Origin of the sequence: Stutzerimonas marianensis (assembly GCF_022810315.1) — a bacterium.
GTDB classification, from domain to species: domain Bacteria; phylum Pseudomonadota; class Gammaproteobacteria; order Pseudomonadales; family Pseudomonadaceae; genus Stutzerimonas; species Stutzerimonas marianensis.
In genome coordinates this window covers 256,267-272,828 of the sequence record NZ_JALGRD010000003.1, presented here as the reverse complement: position 1 = coordinate 272,828, position 16,562 = coordinate 256,267, and the positions used below count along the sequence as shown (strand labels likewise).

The window sequence follows — 16,562 nt, the reverse complement described above, 5'->3', positions numbered from 1 at the left end:
GCCAATTGCGATTAACTAGCGAGGCGATGGGATAGGAGGGAAATCCGCCGCCAACAAAACCCGACCAGGGAAGCGGCGTTGCACCGCTCCCCTATGAAGCTTTACTTAAGCACCGCCAATGCGGCGTCGTAGTCCGGTTCGGTACCGATTTCAGCGACCAACTGACTGTGCAGGACCTGGTCGTTTTCGTCGAGCACGATCACCGCACGCGCCGATACACCGGCCAACGGACCCGTTGCGATCAGCACGCCGTAGCTCTCAAGAAACTCGCGACCACGCATCGTCGACAGGTTGACCACGTTTTCCAGACCCTCGGCACCGCAAAAGCGTTTCTGCGCGAACGGCAGGTCAGCAGAGATGCACAACACCACGGTGTTGGCCAGATCGCTGGCTTGCGCATTGAATTTGCGAACGGAGGTGGCGCAAGTCGGCGTGTCGATACTGGGAAAAATATTCAGCACCTTGCGCTTGCCGGCGTAGGCATCGAGCCCCACATCGGCCAGGTCGCCATTGACCAGGCTGAAGGGTTTGGCCTTTTCCCCTTTGGCGGGAAACGTGCCGGCAATCTTGATCGGGTTGCCGCGTAGCGTGACTTCTGTCATGTGAACTCCTCCGGTTGCGGCCACGAGGTTACCCGTGGCCAGGTTGATCAGGCCGCGTGAGTGCGGGCGAAGTATTCTCGGGTCAGCTTGACTACCACCGGGCTCAAGAGCAACAGCGACACCAGGTTGGGGATCGCCATCAGACCATTGAGTGTGTCGGCGAGCAGCCAGGCGAAATCGAGATGGGCAATCGCACCGAAGGGCACCGCGACGACCCAGATCACACGGAACGGCCAGACGGCCTTGGTGCCGACCAGGAACTCCCAGCAGCGCTCGCCGAAATAGCTCCATCCAAGAATGGTAGTGAAGGCGAACACCACCAGCGCGATGGTCAGCAGCGCGCCCCCAACACCCGGCATCGCCTGTTCGAACGCGGCAGCAGACAATGCGGCGCCGCTTTCGCCGCTGGTCCAGACACCCGAGCAGATGATCGCAAGCCCCGTAATGGTGCAGATAATGATGGTATCGATGAAGGTCCCCATCATGCCGATCAGGCCTGAACGCACCGAGCTCTGCGTGGTACCGGCCGCCTGGGCGATACCCGCGGTTCCCAGACCTGCCTCGTTCGAGAAGATGCCGCGAGCGACACCGAACCGAATGGCGGCCATCACTGCCGCACCAGCGAACCCGCCGGTGGCTGCGATGGGTGTAAAGGCGTGGGTGAAGATCAGGCCGAATGCCGTCGGGATGCTGGCCGCGTTAACCACCAGCACCACGATGCCGGCGATGATGTACGCCACGCACATGAAGGGCACCAGTGCCGCAGCCACCTTGCCGATGCGCTTGATGCCACCCAGGATCACGAGACCGACGAACAGCATGGTGACTAGGCCAGTGACCCAGAGCGGAACGGAAAACGTCGCCTGCAGGGCAAGGGCCATGCTGTTGACCTGCACCATGTTGCCGATGCCGAAGCCAGCCAGCCCGCCGAAGATCGCAAAGGCCCCGCCCAGCCACAGCCAGCGCTTGCCGAGACCGTTCTTGATGGCGTACATCGGGCCCCCGACATGCTCGCCGCGATCATCCTTTTCACGGTAGTGAACCGCCAGTACGACCTCGCAGTACTTGGTCGCCATACCGACCAGCGCGGTACACCACATCCAGAACAGCGCGCCCGGGCCACCGAGGAAGATGGCCGTGGCGACGCCGGCGATGTTACCCGTACCCACGGTCGCCGCCAGGCAGGTCATCAATGCCTGAAACGGGCTGATCTCGCCCGTCGTCTCGTCGCCCTTGGCGCGTCCGCGCCAGATCATTGCAAAACCGGTACCGATTCGCACCAGCGGCATGAACTTGAGCATGACCATGAGGAACAGGCCGGTGCCGAGGATCAGCACCAGCATGGGCGGGCCCCAGACGAGCCCATTGACGCTATTGACGAGGTTCTGCAGGAATTCCATTCAAGGCACCCTTATTCGTTATGTTAGACATCCTTGCCCATGCGGGCCGCGTGCCACCTGTGTACCTCTAGTCAATCGAATCCAGCCAATCGAACGCCACAAGCGCAAACGCACGCAAACGGCCCGGCAACGACGCCACCTCATGTGACGCCGCAGCCGGCAGCCTGCATGGCCCGAGTTAGAGCCAGGCAGCAACTGCCTTGCAAGGAGCGACCCAGCGATCCTACCACCACCGTGCGCACTTGGCGCCAGCCCGAATGACGAGCCAGCGGCTCGTCCCTGAAGCCAGCAAACGACTCGGGAGTCACGCACCGCGGCAGTGCAGGTTGCCGGTTACGTAAGCTGCTCAGCGTAGCCGAGCGATGCCGGCTTGCCAGCGCGATTCGAAGATAATTTCGGTCGAACGCGACGTCTGGGTCAGAAGTTGCGGCGGTAGAAGATGTCCAGCGAACTGGCCAGGCCGCTAGCCGCTTCCAGGAAGATGCGCTTGGTCAGCTGGTAGCGCAGTGCAATGGTATTGGCCGGCTCGAACACCCCGACGCCATAACGGAGCGTCAGGCGATCGGTGAGTCGGCCACTGGCGACCACACTGGTGTCATTGCCGCTGCCTTCGGTGTCGAGCTGGAAGTCCTGGATGCCCAATCGCTGCGCAACATTGCCCGTCACCGAGGCACTGCCGGCCAGGCCAAGTCCGAGCGCGGCCTGGGCGAGCATGTTGTTGTCGCCCGAGTCCGCCCCCAACGGCCGGCCCAGTACCAGATAGGACAACGCCTGCTCCTGGCTCATCGCAGGCTCGGAGAAGACGTCCACTCTCGGCTGTTCGGCGCTGCCGGTGATGCGTAGGCCCGCGATGACGTTGTCCGCCTCGATCCGGCGGATCGCTTCGATATCAAGATAGGGTTGCGACAGCACGCCCGTGAACAGCAGGCGCGCCCGACGTATGTTCAGACGCTGGCCGTAGGCGCGGTAGCGACCGTTGTTCAGGTTCAGCTCGCCGCGGGTGTCGAGATCGTCGCCGATGTGCAGATACCCGGCGAGGTCAGCCGTCAGGCCGAAGCCGGAGAAGCGCAGCCTGTCCTGTCCAACCTCGACCCGGACATCCATGCGCATGGCCAGCGGTGTCGCCGCTTCCTCGGCCTCCTCGCCGACGATCACCGCGTCGTTCGACACCGTGACAGTGGAAGGCGGTAGCTCGCGCACCGTGATCTCGCCTCGAGGCACCCTGACGTTACCGATCACCGCCAGCTGGTCTTCAGCCAGCTGCAGGCGAAGGTCCGGCTCAACCTCGAGTTCGGCATAGGGCTCGACCACGACGGGCAATCGGCTGCCGCTGACCCGAATGTCGAGATCCAGCTCGTCGCCCCAGGCGACGTCGCCGCCTATCTCGCCACGCCCCTGTTCGCCGCTGCGCCAGTTGCCGTCCAGCCGCAGCTGCTCACCATCGATCAGCGCCCGCACCTGGAGTTGCTCGAAGCTGACCGGCAATTCACTTCCGGCGATCTCGCCGTCGCTCAGGTTCAGCTCGCCGGTCACCTGAGGCTTGGACAACGTGCCTGACAGGCTGCCCGTTCCATTGAGCTGCCCGTCGAAGCGATCGACCTGAGGGATGAAGGGCCGGGCAACCGACAGGTCGAGCTCGCGCAACCGGAACTCCCCGGCTATGGGCTTCTCCTCGCCAGCCGGATCGATCTGCAGAGACATGTCCAGCGAGCCGAGCTGCCCGCCTTCGAAACGCAAGCGACTATCGATTTGCGCTGGCGCGAGATCACTCGTCAGTTCGAGGGTCGAGTACGGAAAGTCGAGCCAGCGCTCGCCCTCGCGGATCCGCAATGTTCCCGGCCCGGCATCCACTCGAACACTGCCCGTGGGGCCGGCGGCTGGCAGGTCGATGGCAAGATCGGCGTTGACCTCGCCCTGCCAGAGCAGGTTGTCGGGCAGGTAGCGGGCGAGCGAGTCCAGGGGGAAATCGCGCAGTTGGTAGCGCAGCCGTGGGTCGGGAGCAAGGCGCTGCTCTTCGGCGCAGAGCGACGCCTGGCCAGACGCCCAGCAATGCGCGCCGAAGGTAATCCGGCCATTGGCCAGGCGTTCGAGCGTCGCGGGCTGGCGAAGCATCCAGCGCTGATCCTCGGCCTCCACTTCAGCCTGGACGAGCCGTCCGCGCCAGTCATCGCCGCGCAAACCGCCGTCGAGTGCAAGCGCGAGGTCCACCAACGGTCCGGTGAGGTCGAGCGCTGCCGTGTGCGCCTCCAGGGTGCCATCGGCGGTGAGGTTGAGCGTGCCGACCTCGGTTTCTCCGGCCTGTATGCCGGTCGCGACCAGGCCCAGGCGCCCTCGCTGGCCTTGGTCCAGCCCCGCCGACACCTCCAGTCGCGCCAGTCGGTTGTCCTGCAGCGCCAGGTCATTGCCATCGAGTTGGAGTTCGCCCCGTGGCGCATCCAGCGTACCGGACAGGCTCAGCGTGCCCACTGCGCGCCCGGCCAAGTCGGGCCACAACTGGGCGAGGCGAGGCAAGTTCAGCTCAAGATCGGCCTGCAACGCCTCTCCCAGCGCGCCTCTACCCTGTACGCGGTTGTCGCCCAGGCGCAGGTCGAGTTCGGGGACCGCCCAGTTGTCGCCCTGCCCGTTCGCATCGAGCTTCAAGGTCACGGGTTGGCGACGAAGCGTGCCGTCGATGTCTAGCTGCGCCTGGGCTTGCAGCGCGTCGCCCAGGCGACCCTGACTGACGAGCGTTCCGCCCAGTTGGCCAGGCAACTCGGCCACCCAGTAGGCCGGATCCAGGCCACTCAGGTTGAGCCTGGTATCCCAGTCGATGCCATCGACAAAGCCGATACTCAGGTTTCCCTCGGCGCGTCCCTGGCCCGCAACCAACTCGAGCTGTGGCAGGTGCAGCACTTCGAGATTGCCGCTGATCGGGCTGCGCAGGCTGAAATCACCGGAGGGGCCCGCCAGGCCCGCATCGAAATTGCCGAGGTAGTTGCCATCGTCGTATTGCAGCTGGGCATCTAGCCGACGCAAGGCAACGGGTGGCTCCTCCGCATCCGGGTAGAGCCGGCGCCAGGGGAAGTCCCGCCAGGCCAGCTCGGCATCGGCCTGTAGGCCGTCCGTCCAGCCCAGATCGCCTTGGAGGGTGACGGTCCGCTCATTGCCGGCATCGAGCAGCAATTGGTCGACTCGTGCCTGCTCGGCGTCGACCGTCCCGCGCAGACGGAGCCCGACTGCCCCGCCCTCGCCCTGCACGGCGCCCTCACCCGCTAGCCGGTAGCCCTGCTGCAGATCACCCTCGGCAGTCAGCTCCAACCTTTGCAGGCGCAAGGCCTCCGGCAGCTCGGGGCTGGCCTTGAAGTCTTCGATGACGAGCAGCAGGTTTGCCGGCAAATCCTCTTCCAGCGGCCGGATCCGACCGCTGACACGCACCTGCAGGTAGCCTTGGCTCTGGATATCGAGCATCAGGTGCTCACGCAGCTCGCCGGTTGCCCGAAGCATCAGCGCCCAGGGCTGCTCGCCCGGAGAGCGCAGGGCGACGGTGCCACCCAGGTCCAGGGGCCAGTCGCCCTCGGGTTCGAGCCGCCCTGACAGGTCGGCGTCCAGGTCGGCTCGGTGAACCTGCAGCGCGCCGATGTCCAGCCCGTCGCGTCGCCAGTCGGCACGCAGCGTCAGGCCCTGCAGTTGTTCGGTACCATTGAACTGCACCCGGCCCACCTCGACCCGCCCGATGCGCAGTTCCAGCGGCAGCTTCAGGTCGGGTAACTGAAGGGGCTCGTCGTTCGGCTCCTCAGGGCTGGGCGGCATGCGCACATCGATGTCACCGGTGACCAGTTCGTCGATGCACAGCGTGCGGCGCAACAGACACGACGGCGACCAGTCCATCCGCGGTTCGACGATCTCGACCCGCCGGCCGTCCTGCTCCCAGAGCAAACGCTCGGCCTGCCAACGACCGGCGAGGCGTCCGTCAAAGGCCTCGAGCTCAAGCCCCGGTATCTTGCCCAGCGCCCAGCGGCTGCCCGCAGCCGTGCCGAGCACGCCTCCGAGGGCGAGCACCACGAGCAGGATCAGCGCGACAACCGCCAGCAGCACCCAGCCCAGTATCCGAGCGCCGCGTCTCACAACTCGGGCCCCATGGAAAAGTGCAGCCGTACACCGCCGTTCCCATCGAGCGGATGGGCAAGATCGACGCGTATCGGGCCAACCGGCGAAACCCAGCGCACACCCAGGCCGACGCTGCTCTTGAGCGATGGGAAGTCCAGCGAGTTGAACGCGTTGCCCTGATCGACGAAGGTCGCCACACGCCACTGTTCAGTGACGGAATACTGATACTCGGCGCTGACGGCGAGCTGGTAGCGCCCGCCGATGCGGTCGCCATCGGAGTTGGTAGGCGACAGACTCTGATAGTCGTAACCGCGCACGCTCTGGTCGCCACCGGCGAAATAGCGCAGCGAAGGCGGCACGTTGGTGTATTCATCCGTCCAGTTGCCGCCGACCTGTACACGCCCAAGAAAACGGTGTCGGTCCGCCAGGGTCGTCAGACCCTTGACCGTCGCATTGGCATGGACCACATCGGCATCCGACAGCAAGCCCTTTTTAGCAGCCGCGACCTCGAATTCCAGGCGATAGCCGCGGTTCGGATTGATGCGGTTGTCGCTACGCAGGAAGCTGTAGGCCACGCCCGGCATCAGCAAGGTACTGGTGCCAGTGTCATCGCCCAGCTCGTATTGCTCGTGACGCCACTTGAGCGACCAGACCCGCTGCCACCCGCTCGGTAGCTTGCGGTGCCATTCCGGCCCGACGGTCAGCAGTTGGCTCAGGCTGTCGTCGTCGGCGATCTGCTCGTACTGGTAGCCAGCGGCGTAACGCAGCTTGTCGGTCAGCGGCGGATCGAGCGGCACGTCGTACCAGAGCCCGATGTTCTGACGCGGCGCCGAGATTTCGGACTCGATACCGTAGCTGTGCCCTTGCGGGTTGACCCAGTGGCGCAGGAAATCGAAGCGCATGCGCGGCCCGACGTCGGTGGAAAATCCAAGGCCGAGTCCGAGGGTTCTCGGGTCGCGTGTGGTCAGCAGCACGGCGACGGGAATGCGCTGCGCATCCGCCCTGGACGGGTTCGCGTCGACGCGTACACCTTCGAAATACCCGCTCGACAGCATCGCCTGGTTGAGCTCGGCGACCAGCTCCGAGTCATAGGGCGTCCCTGCTTCGAACGGCACCATGCGCGCAAGCAAGTCCGGGTCGAACGGCGAATCGCCCTCGAAGCGAACCTCGCCAAGCACATAACGTGGGCCGCTCTCGAATACCAGTTCCACGTCGGCCACGTTCTGCGCTGGGTCGACCGCCAGCCGCTGGCTGACGAATCGGCCATCAAAAAAGCCGTAGCGCGACGCCTGATTCAGAATCTGCTGCTTGGCACTCTCGTAGTTGCCGTGGTTGAGCACGGCGCCCGATTTGAGGCGATTGCGCGGCACCCGAAACGCTTCGAGCTGCGAGGCCGGGCCCTCCACCCGCAGGGTGACGTCGCGCAGCCGCACCGGCTCGCCCGGCGATATGCGCAGCTGCAGACGGGGGGTGTCGCCGTCGATGACTTCGGTTTCGATGGTGCTGTTGTAGTGGCCCAGGGCCTGCAGCGCTTTCTCGGCCTGGTCGCGGGCAATACGGCTGTAGCGCAGCAATTCCTGCTCGCTACGATCGCCGAGATCACCGATGTAGTTCTCGACGTTCTCGCGCAGCGCATTGTTGGACGGCTGGACATCGACATCGAGCTCCGCCGCGAAAGCCGGAGAAACGAGCAGAACAGCGAGGCCAGCCGGAATCACACGGCGGCACAGGGAAATAGACATGGCGAGCGATGCTAGCACGATACGCACCGGCCTTCGGCGCCACATCGAAACGCATTGCACAGCAGGGACAGCATCACCCAACGCATAGACAGACTTCATCGCTCACCCAGCGCTTCGACTGCCCGGCCGCAGCAAAATTCGCCGTCAGCCGACGCCGGCTTCGACCGTGCGCGGTGCCGGATGGAAAAATACGTGTTCGACTACCGGGCCGATGGCCACCTGACCGACGTTCTGATAACCCTGTCGTTCGTAGAACCGCAGGTAACGAGGATTGCCGGTGTCGATCATCAGCCCGTGCGAGGTGCTGTCTTGTGCACACCAGTTGTGCAGCGCCTCGAGCAATTGCTCGCCGTAGTGCTGCCCTTGAAACTGGGGGTGCACAGCCATCAGCGGTAGCAGGTGATAGGTACCCGGCGGCAGGCAACCCAGCACGGTGGCGTGGTAGTCGAGATAACGGCGCGTACAACGGAAACCCGCGGTGAGCAGCATGCGCATGCGCCACACCCAGCTTTCGGTCACATCCAGCCGGCGTTGCGGCGGCGCGATCAATGCCACGGCGATGAGCCGGTCGTCGAGCAACAGGCCGAGGGCAGGCTGTTCCTGCGTCAAATGCTGATTCACCAGTTCGCGCACCGTTGCGCGGACCCGATGCTCATAGCCCGGGCGGTCGGACTCGAACAGGTAGGCGAAGGTGGGTTCGTGACGGTAGGCGTGATACAGCAGCGAGCGGGCTTCCCTGGCGTATCCACTGTCCAGCATTCGAACGTCGGCGGGCTTGGGCATCGTGGCTCTCTAATCTGGGTCGGGCGCAGATTTCACGTTAGCACCGCTGAGGGCACCTCGCCGGTTACCTGGCCGTCAGGCGACGATGCCGTTTAGAATCGCGCTTTTTCCGGAGTCGATGCCATGAAGCTAGTTTCATTCAATATCAATGGGTTACGCGCAAGACCTCACCAATTGGCTGCACTGATCGACACGCACCGGCCGGATGTCATCGGGCTTCAGGAAACCAAAGTCTCCGACGAGCAGTTCCCCCAGGCCGACATAGAGGCCCTGGGTTACCACGTCCACTACCACGGACAGAAGGGGCACTACGGCGTCGCCCTGCTTTCGCGCCAGGCGCCGCTCGAGATTCACAAGGGCTTTCCCGGCGACGGCGAAGAGTCGCAGAAACGCTTCATCTGGGGCCGCTTCGCCGATACTAACGGGCAACCGGTCACCGTCATGAACGGCTATTTCCCCCAGGGCGAAAGCCGCGCGCACCCGACCAAGTTCCCGGCCAAGACCAAGTTCTACGCCGATCTGCAGGCCCTGCTGGAGGAGCGCTTCACGCCTCAGGATGCCGTGGCGGTGATGGGCGATTTCAACATCTCTCCCGAGGACTGCGACATCGGCATCGGCGAAGTCAACGCCAAGCGCTGGCTGCGTACCGGCAAGTGCAGCTTCCTGCCGGAGGAACGCGAGTGGCTCGCGCGCCTCAAGAACTGGGGCCTGCAGGACAGCTTCCGCACGCTGAACCCCGAGGTCGTGGACCGGTTCAGCTGGTTCGACTACCGCAGCCGCGGCTTCGAGGATGAACCTCGGCGAGGCCTTCGCATCGACCTGATCCTCACCACGGCGGGGTTGCATGACCGTGTGATCGACTGCGGCGTGGATTACGAGATCCGTGCCATGGACAAGCCGTCCGACCATTGCCCGGTCTGGATCCAGCTGCGCTGACCGGAGGCTTCGAAGGCGAAGCGGTAATCATCCTGCGGCTCCCGGTCGGTCGCGCCGTGATGGGCGGCACAATGCCATTCAGGCAGCGCCCGCTGTCACACAACCGTAAGAAAACCGTCTTAATCTCGCCGACTTCTTCGTATGGGAGTTTGGCCACATGGGATTCAAGGCGTCGGTCGGCATTGTTGTAGCGAGGGCGCTGCGCCCGGCGATTCTCGGCCTCTTCTGCCTTGGCTTGAGCGGCCCGAGCGCTTGGGCTGCCGCAGCTGACGGCAGCCCTGTACTTCGGATCCACGGCTCCAACACCGTGGGCGCAAAGCTGGCGCCGAAGCTGATTGCCGGGCTCTTCGAAGCCAAGGGCCTGCAGTCGGTTCGTATCGCGCCAGCAGGCCGTGAGAACGAGCAGTTCATCACCGGTATCGACGACCAGGGCCGGCCCGTTCGAGCACTGGTCGCGGCGCACGGTACCGGTACCGGATTCGCGGGGCTCAAGGACCGAACAGCCGACCTCGCCGCCGCCTCGCGGCCGATCAAACCCACCGAGGCCCAGAGCCTCGCCGCGCTCGGCGACATGCGCAGCGCCGAGAGCGAGCAGGTCATCGCCATCGACGGCCTGGCCGTTATCGTCAACCCAGCGAATCCGGTGCAATCCTTAAGCGTCGAGCAGGTGGCGCGATTCTTCGCCGGCGAGATCGCCAACTGGCGCGAGCTCGGCGGGGCGAACGTGGCGGTGGAGCTGCATGCGCGCGACGATCAGTCCGGCACCTACGACACCTTCAAGGAGCTGGTGCTCGGCAGCCAGGGCAAGGTCCTCGGCTCCAGTGCGGCCCGTTACGAATCCAACGATGCCCTGTCCCAGACCGTCAGCACTCGTCCGGGCGCCATCGGCTTCGTTGGGCTCGCGTCGGTTGGGCAGTCGAAAGCGCTGGCCATTACCGATGGCGACTCGCAACCCATGCCGCCGAGTACGGCCCTGGTCGCCACGGAGGATTATCCGCTCTCACGTCGCCTGTTCCTCTACGCCGATCCCAAGGCGCAGTCCCCCTGGACCCGAGAATTCCTCAGCTTCGTACACAGCCCGGCCGGGCAAGCGATCGTTGACAGGTCGGGCTACATCGCCCAGGCCATCGCACCGATCAAACTGCCCGTGCAGGCCTCTATGCCCCCTCCCTACCAGCAGCTGGCGACGGAAGCAGAGCGCCTGACCGTCAACTTCCGTTTCGCCGAGGGCAGCGCGCAACTGGACAACAAGGCCCAGCGCGACGTGACGCGACTGATCGACTATCTCGAAAGCCACGGCAAGAAGATGAACGCCGCGGTTCTGGTCGGCTTCGGCGATGCCCGCAATGACCCCGCACGAACCGCATTGCTGTCCAAGCTGCGCGCCATGGCTGTACGTCGCGAACTGGCGCGCGGGGGCGTTCTAGTTAAAGAAATCAACGGTTTGGGCGATCAACTTCCAGTAGCGTCGAATAGCGAGGCCGGGCGCATCAAGAACCGCCGCGTGGAAGTCTGGGTCTACTGATCCAGTACAAGATCGTATCGGCCGCCAGCCAAGCGGGTACTGTCTCGCGTTGGAGGTCGCGTTTAAGCTCGGAGGATTTTCCAGCGGCAGGAACCTCCCATGTACCTCGTCTGTGGTGAAGCGCTTTTCGACGTGTTCACGGCCTCTGCGGGCCGTGGCAGTCGTCTCGATCTGGAAGCCGTAGCCGGCGGCTCGCCCTTCAACGTTGCAGTCGGGCTGGCGCGAATGGGCGCCCGGACGGCCCTGCTCGGCGGCCTGTCCAGCGATCATTTCGGCCAGCACCTGCGCCAACTGCTGCAGGACGAAGGCGTCGCGACGGACCATCTCGTCACCTTCGAGGCACCGACCACGCTGGCGTTGGTCGCCGTTGGCGCTGACGGCTCGCCCGTCTACAGCTTTCGCGGCGCGGGTTGCGCCGATCGTCTGCTTGAAGCGCAGCATCTCCGGCCGCTGGACGACGCCATCGGAGGCATCCATTTCGGCTCTTACTCGCTGATCACCGCGCCCATTGCCGATACCCTGCTGACGCTGCTGCACCGGGAGTGTACGCAGCGATTGATATCCCTCGATCCGAACATTCGCCTCAACGTCGACCCGGATCTCGAACGCTGGCGCGAACGGGTCGAAGCCTTCGCCAAACATGCGCACCTGATCAAGGTCAGCGATGAGGACCTCGCCCTGCTCTACCCAGGCACCGCACCGGAAGCCATCGCCCAAGGCTGGCTCGAGCATCAGGCCGAACTGGTCGTGCTGACTCGTGGTGGCGAAGGCGCGCAACTGTTCAGTCGCCGGCACGGTCAATTTCAGGCGGAAGCCCAAGCGGTGCAGGTGCGCGACACCGTCGGTGCGGGCGACACCTTCCAGGCCGCGCTGCTCGCGTACCTGGCTGAACAGGGTCTGGTTTCGCCACAGGCGCTGGCCAGCGTCACGGCGGAGCAGCTGCAGGCCATGCTCGCCTTCGCTACGAAAGCGGCCGCCATCACCTGCTCGCGGCGGGGTCCGGAGCTGCCTTACCGATACGAAATTGCCTGACCGAGTTGGTCATTGCCGCCGCAGCGGCTATAAACCCTTCGAGGCTTGTCACGACAACGGACCCTGTATGAGAGCGTTGAAGATTTCCGACCCGTCCTACGAGCTCATGGACGATCACCATGGCAACTCGCTGATCTACCGCGAGCACGGCTTCCCCTGCCCGCTGGTGCGCTGGCACAACCACAAGGAGTACGAGCTGCACCTGATTGTGGCCAGTTCGGGCAAGGTGTTCGTTGGCGACTACGTCGGCAATTTCGGACCGGACAGCCTGTTTCTCACCGGCCCGCACCTGCCCCACAACTGGATCAGCCAGGTCGAAGAAGGCGAGGTCGTGGCCAAGCGCGACATGCTGGTCAACTTCACCGATGAGCTGCTCGAGGCCGGCCACAACGTGTTCTCCGAGCTGCGCAGCTTCACGCCGATGCTCGAGCGCTCGCGCTACGGCATCGAATTTCGCTGCCCGAATACCATTGCCCAAGCCCGCCAGCTGATGCAGCAGATCGCCGACAGCCGTGGCGCCACCCGCCTCGGCTATTTCCTGATCATGCTCGAGCTGTTGGCTCGGTGCGACGACTACCAGCTGCTCTCCGGAGCGACCTCGGCACAGCTGAGCGACGAGCACCATGCCGACCGCACCAACATGGCGGTCAACTATATCTTCGAGAACTACATGCGCGAGCTGCCCTTGGAAGAGGTCGCCAGCCATCTCGGGATGAAACCCACCTACTTCTCACGCTTCTTCAAGCGCGCCACAGGCCGCTGCTATGTCGAGTTCGTCAACAGCCTGCGCATCAGCAAGTCATGCGAGCTACTGCTCGATCAGGACAAACCGGTCACCGACGTCTGCTTCGAGTCGGGCTTCAACAACCTGTCCAATTTCAATCGCCGCTTTCAGCAGCTCAAGGGCATGACGCCGTCGTGCTATCGACGCCTGGTCGAGCAACGACTGACCGAGCAGAATCTGGCCGGCTGATACGCTTCCGGCCAGCATCGCCTATCATTCCGCCGCACCTTCGCTTTTCCACACGACGCCTGGTGAGCTTGGCCAACCCTCGTCCTTGAGCCTTCGCATGTGGATTAAGCCCATCCGCCAGCGCCGAAAGGCCGCATAAGCAACAGTGCAAAAAAGTATCGAAACAAGTGCAGTCACGGCTTTGTCGCGCTGCTCCCCCGGCGTTGTAATGCTCGCGAGACGCTCGTAGCGCAGTACGCGGGCAACAACAAAAACAATAAGTGCTTCCAGGCCCTGCTCTGGAAGAGGAGTCCACGAATGAAAGCATTCCACTTGCTGCTCGGCACCGCCTGCATGGCCTCGATCGGCCTGGCCCAGGCCGCCGAAACCCTCACCGTCGCCACCGTCAACAACGCGGACATGATCCGCATGCAGCGCCTCTCCAAGACCTTCGAACAGCAACACCCCGACATCAAGCTCAACTGGGTGGTGCTGGAGGAGAACGTCCTGCGTCAGCGCCTGACCACTGACATCGCCACCGATGGTGGCCAGTTCGACGTGCTGACCATCGGCATGTACGAGGCCTCGCTGTGGGGCGACAAGGGGTGGCTCGCCCCGATGACCGACCTCCCTGACGACTACGACCTGGACGACGTCTTCCCCTCGGTTCGCGAAGGCCTTTCGGTCGACGGCACCCTTTACGCACTGCCCTTCTATGCCGAAAGCTCGATGACCTACTACCGCACCGACCTGTTCGAACAGGCCGGTCTGGACATGCCCGAACACCCGACTTGGACCAAGATGGCCGAGTTCGCCGAAAAGCTGCACAAGCCTGGCGAGGACCAGTACGGGATCTGCCTGCGCGGCAAGGCCGGCTGGGGCGAGAACATGGCGCTGGTCACCACCGTCGCCAACGCCTTCGGCGCGCGCTGGTTCGACGAGAAGTGGCAGCCCGAATTCGATGGCCCCGAATGGACCAAGGCGGCCAAGTTCTATGTCGACCTGCTCAGCCAATACGGCCCGCCCGGCGCCTCCAGCAATGGTTTCAACGAAAACCTGGCGCTGTTCAACAGCGGCAAATGCGCCATGTGGGTCGATGCGACCGTTGCCGGCTCCTTCGTGACCGATGAATCGCAGAGCAAGGTCGCCGACAAGGTCGGTTTCACCTTCGCACCGCAGGAGACCACCGACAAGGGCTCGGCCTGGCTGTACTCCTGGGCACTGGCGATCCCGACCAGTTCGCAGCAGAAGGACGCCGCCAAGACCTTCACCGCCTGGGCAACGTCCAAGGACTACGCCAAGCTCGTCGCCGAAACCGATGGCGTCGCCAACGTGCCGCCGGGCACACGCGAGTCCACCTACAACGAGCAATACATGGCCGCTGCGCCGTTCGCCGAGATCACCCTGGAATCGCTCAAGCAGGCCGACCCCGCCTCGCCATCGGCCAAGCCGGTGCCCTACGTCGGCATCCAGCTGGTCACCATCCCTGAGTTCCAGGCCATCGGCACCCAGGTCGGCAAGATGTTCTCCGCCGCGCTGACCGGGCAGATGCCGGTCGAGCAGATGCTCACCGCGGTGCAACAGTCGACTGCCCGCGAAATGAAACGCGCCGGTTATCCCAAATAGGCCAGCCGCACGTCCCGTGAAGGCGTAAACCCGCGAGGGCTCGGTGAGCCCTCATCGGCCCCTCTTCAGCCGGAGCATCATCATGGCGACCACCACGACTGCCTTGCCCAAGGTCCCTGCTAGCAACGCATCACCGCAACCTGCCGGACGCCGCCGGCCGAGGCTGGCACCGAGCTGGTTCCTGGTCAGCCCCTCGGTTGCCCTGTTGCTGCTGTGGATGCTGGTGCCACTGGCGATGACCGTGTATTTCTCGGTCGTGCGCTACAACCTGCTCTACCCGGGCGAAAAGAATTTCGTCGGGCTGGAGAACTTCCACTATTTCCTGACCGACGCCGGCTTCATCCCGGGCATGACCAACACCCTGATCCTGGTTGGCAGCGTGCTGCTGATCAGCGTGGTACTCGGTGTGCTCATCTCGGCATTGCTGGAGGCAGCGGACTTCGCGGGGCGTGGGATCGTCCGCGTGCTGCTGATCTCGCCGTTCTTCATCATGCCGACCGTGAGCGCGCTGGTCTGGAAGAACCTCATCTATCACCCGGTCTCGGGCATTCTCGCGGCGGTGTGGAAGTTCTTCGGCGCACAGCCGGTGGACTGGCTCGCACAGCATCCGCTGGCGTCCATCGTGATCATCGTGTCCTGGCAGTGGCTGCCCTTCGCGATCCTGATCTTGATGACGGCCATGCAGTCCCTCGATCAGGAACAGAAGGAAGCCGCTCGCCTGGATGGTGCGGGCCCCATCGCGATCTTCTGGCACCTGACCTTGCCCCACCTGGCCCGGCCCATCGCTGTGGTGGTGATGATCGAGACCATTTTCCTGCTTTCGGTATTCGCCGAGATCTTCACCACCACCAGCGGTGGTCCCGGCTACGCATCCACCAACCTCGCCTACCTGATCTACAACCAGGCGCTGCTGCAGTTCGATGTCGGCATGGCCTCGGCCGGCGGCCTGATCGCGGTGGTGATCGCCAACATCGCGGCGATCATCCTGGTGCGGATGCTCGGCAAGAATCTCACCGAGAAATATTGAGGACAGACCGATGCTGACGCTCAAACAAAGTCGCCGCCTCAACACCCTGGTGGTCGGGCTGTTCGCCTGGGCCGTGGCGCTGCTGCTGTTCTTCCCGATCTTCTGGATGCTGCTGACCAGCCTGAAGACCGAGATCGACGCCTTCGCCACGCCGCCGCAGTTCATCTTCACGCCGACGCTGGAAAACTACCTGCACATCCAGGACCGCAGCGGCTACTTCAAGTACGCCTGGAACTCGGTGACCATTTCCTTCGGCGCGACCGCGCTGGGCATGCTGATCGCCATTCCCGCCGCGTACTCGATGGCCTTCTACGAGACCAAGCGCACCAAGGGCACGCTGCTCTGGATGCTCTCGACCAAGATGCTGCCGCCGGTGGGCGTGCTGGTGCCGATCTACCTGCTGGCCAAGCAGTTCGGCCTGCTCGACAGCCGCGCGGTGCTGATCATCATCTACACGCTGATCAACCTGCCGATCCTGGTGTGGATGATCTACACCTACTTCAAGGACATCCCCCGCGACATCCTCGAAGCGGCCCGCATGGACGGCGCCACACTGCTGCAGGAGATGCTTCGCGTGCTCCTGCCGATCAGCAAGGGCGGGCTCGCCTCGACCATGTTGCTGTCGCTGATCCTGTGCTGGAACGAAGCCTTCTGGTCGCTGAACCTGACCTCGTCCAACGCCGCGCCGTTGACCGCGCTGATCGCCTCGTACTCCAGTCCCGAAGGCCTGTTCTGGGCCAAGCTCTCGGCTGTCTCCACCCTCGCCTGCGCCCCCATCCTGATCTTCGGCTGGATCAGCCAGAAGCAGCTGGTGCGCGGCCTGTCGTTCGGCGCTGTGAAGTGAGCGCCGC

12 protein-coding genes are annotated in these 16,562 nt (G+C 63.9%); 7 read left to right on the top strand and 5 right to left on the bottom strand.

The features are described from left to right. Nucleotides 1-101: 101 nt before the first annotated feature. The 5 genes from tpx to MST27_RS06985 all read right to left on the bottom strand — a co-directional run bounded on the left by tpx (nucleotide 102) and on the right by MST27_RS06985 (nucleotide 8,613). Complete coding sequence (gene tpx, locus MST27_RS07005) at nucleotides 102-602, bottom strand: thiol peroxidase (protein ID WP_243605286.1); 501 nt, start codon at nucleotides 600-602, stop codon at nucleotides 102-104. 47 nt (nucleotides 603-649) lie between these two features. Next, nucleotides 650-2,002 (bottom strand): alanine/glycine:cation symporter family protein, encoded by a 1,353-nt coding sequence (locus MST27_RS07000; RefSeq protein ID WP_243605285.1) that lies wholly within the window; start codon nucleotides 2,000-2,002, stop codon nucleotides 650-652. Between the two features lie 417 nt (nucleotides 2,003-2,419). Continuing rightward, nucleotides 2,420-6,106 (bottom strand): translocation/assembly module TamB domain-containing protein, encoded by a 3,687-nt coding sequence (locus tag MST27_RS06995; protein ID WP_243605284.1) that lies wholly within the window; start codon nucleotides 6,104-6,106, stop codon nucleotides 2,420-2,422. Beyond that, nucleotides 6,103-7,830 (bottom strand): autotransporter assembly complex protein TamA, encoded by a 1,728-nt coding sequence (locus MST27_RS06990; RefSeq protein WP_243605283.1) that lies wholly within the window; start codon nucleotides 7,828-7,830, stop codon nucleotides 6,103-6,105. The genes MST27_RS06995 and MST27_RS06990 overlap by 4 nt, the downstream gene beginning before the upstream one ends. 144 nt (nucleotides 7,831-7,974) lie before the next feature. Further along, nucleotides 7,975-8,613, bottom strand: coding sequence for a GNAT family N-acetyltransferase (locus MST27_RS06985; RefSeq protein WP_243605282.1), 639 nt, complete (start codon nucleotides 8,611-8,613; stop codon nucleotides 7,975-7,977). A gap of 123 nt (nucleotides 8,614-8,736) precedes the next feature. On the opposite strand from MST27_RS06985, the gene xthA reads away from it, so the two are divergent. From xthA to MST27_RS06950, 7 genes are all read left to right on the top strand, one after another. Next, nucleotides 8,737-9,549, top strand: a complete 813-nt coding sequence (gene xthA, locus MST27_RS06980) for an exodeoxyribonuclease III (protein ID WP_243605281.1) — start codon at nucleotides 8,737-8,739, stop codon at nucleotides 9,547-9,549. Nucleotides 9,550-9,706: 157 nt separating this feature from the next. Beyond that, on the top strand, nucleotides 9,707-11,074 hold the full coding sequence (locus MST27_RS06975; protein ID WP_243605280.1) for a substrate-binding domain-containing protein: 1,368 nt from the start codon (nucleotides 9,707-9,709) through the stop codon (nucleotides 11,072-11,074). Nucleotides 11,075-11,173: 99 nt separating this feature from the next. Next, nucleotides 11,174-12,106: a carbohydrate kinase family protein gene (locus MST27_RS06970; protein WP_243605279.1), complete on the top strand. Its 933-nt coding sequence runs from the start codon at nucleotides 11,174-11,176 to the stop codon at nucleotides 12,104-12,106. Nucleotides 12,107-12,173: 67 nt separating this feature from the next. Next, nucleotides 12,174-13,079, top strand: a complete 906-nt coding sequence (locus MST27_RS06965; RefSeq protein WP_243605278.1) for an AraC family transcriptional regulator — start codon at nucleotides 12,174-12,176, stop codon at nucleotides 13,077-13,079. Between the two features lie 297 nt (nucleotides 13,080-13,376). Continuing rightward, nucleotides 13,377-14,684: an ABC transporter substrate-binding protein gene (locus tag MST27_RS06960; protein WP_243605277.1), complete on the top strand. Its 1,308-nt coding sequence runs from the start codon at nucleotides 13,377-13,379 to the stop codon at nucleotides 14,682-14,684. A gap of 82 nt (nucleotides 14,685-14,766) precedes the next feature. Beyond that, nucleotides 14,767-15,711, top strand: coding sequence for a carbohydrate ABC transporter permease (locus tag MST27_RS06955; protein ID WP_243605276.1), 945 nt, complete (start codon nucleotides 14,767-14,769; stop codon nucleotides 15,709-15,711). Nucleotides 15,712-15,721: 10 nt separating this feature from the next. Next, nucleotides 15,722-16,555 carry a carbohydrate ABC transporter permease gene (locus tag MST27_RS06950; RefSeq protein ID WP_011913322.1) on the top strand — a complete coding sequence of 278 codons (834 nt, stop codon included), beginning with the start codon at nucleotides 15,722-15,724 and terminating at the stop codon, nucleotides 16,553-16,555. Nucleotides 16,556-16,562: the final 7 nt, after the last annotated feature.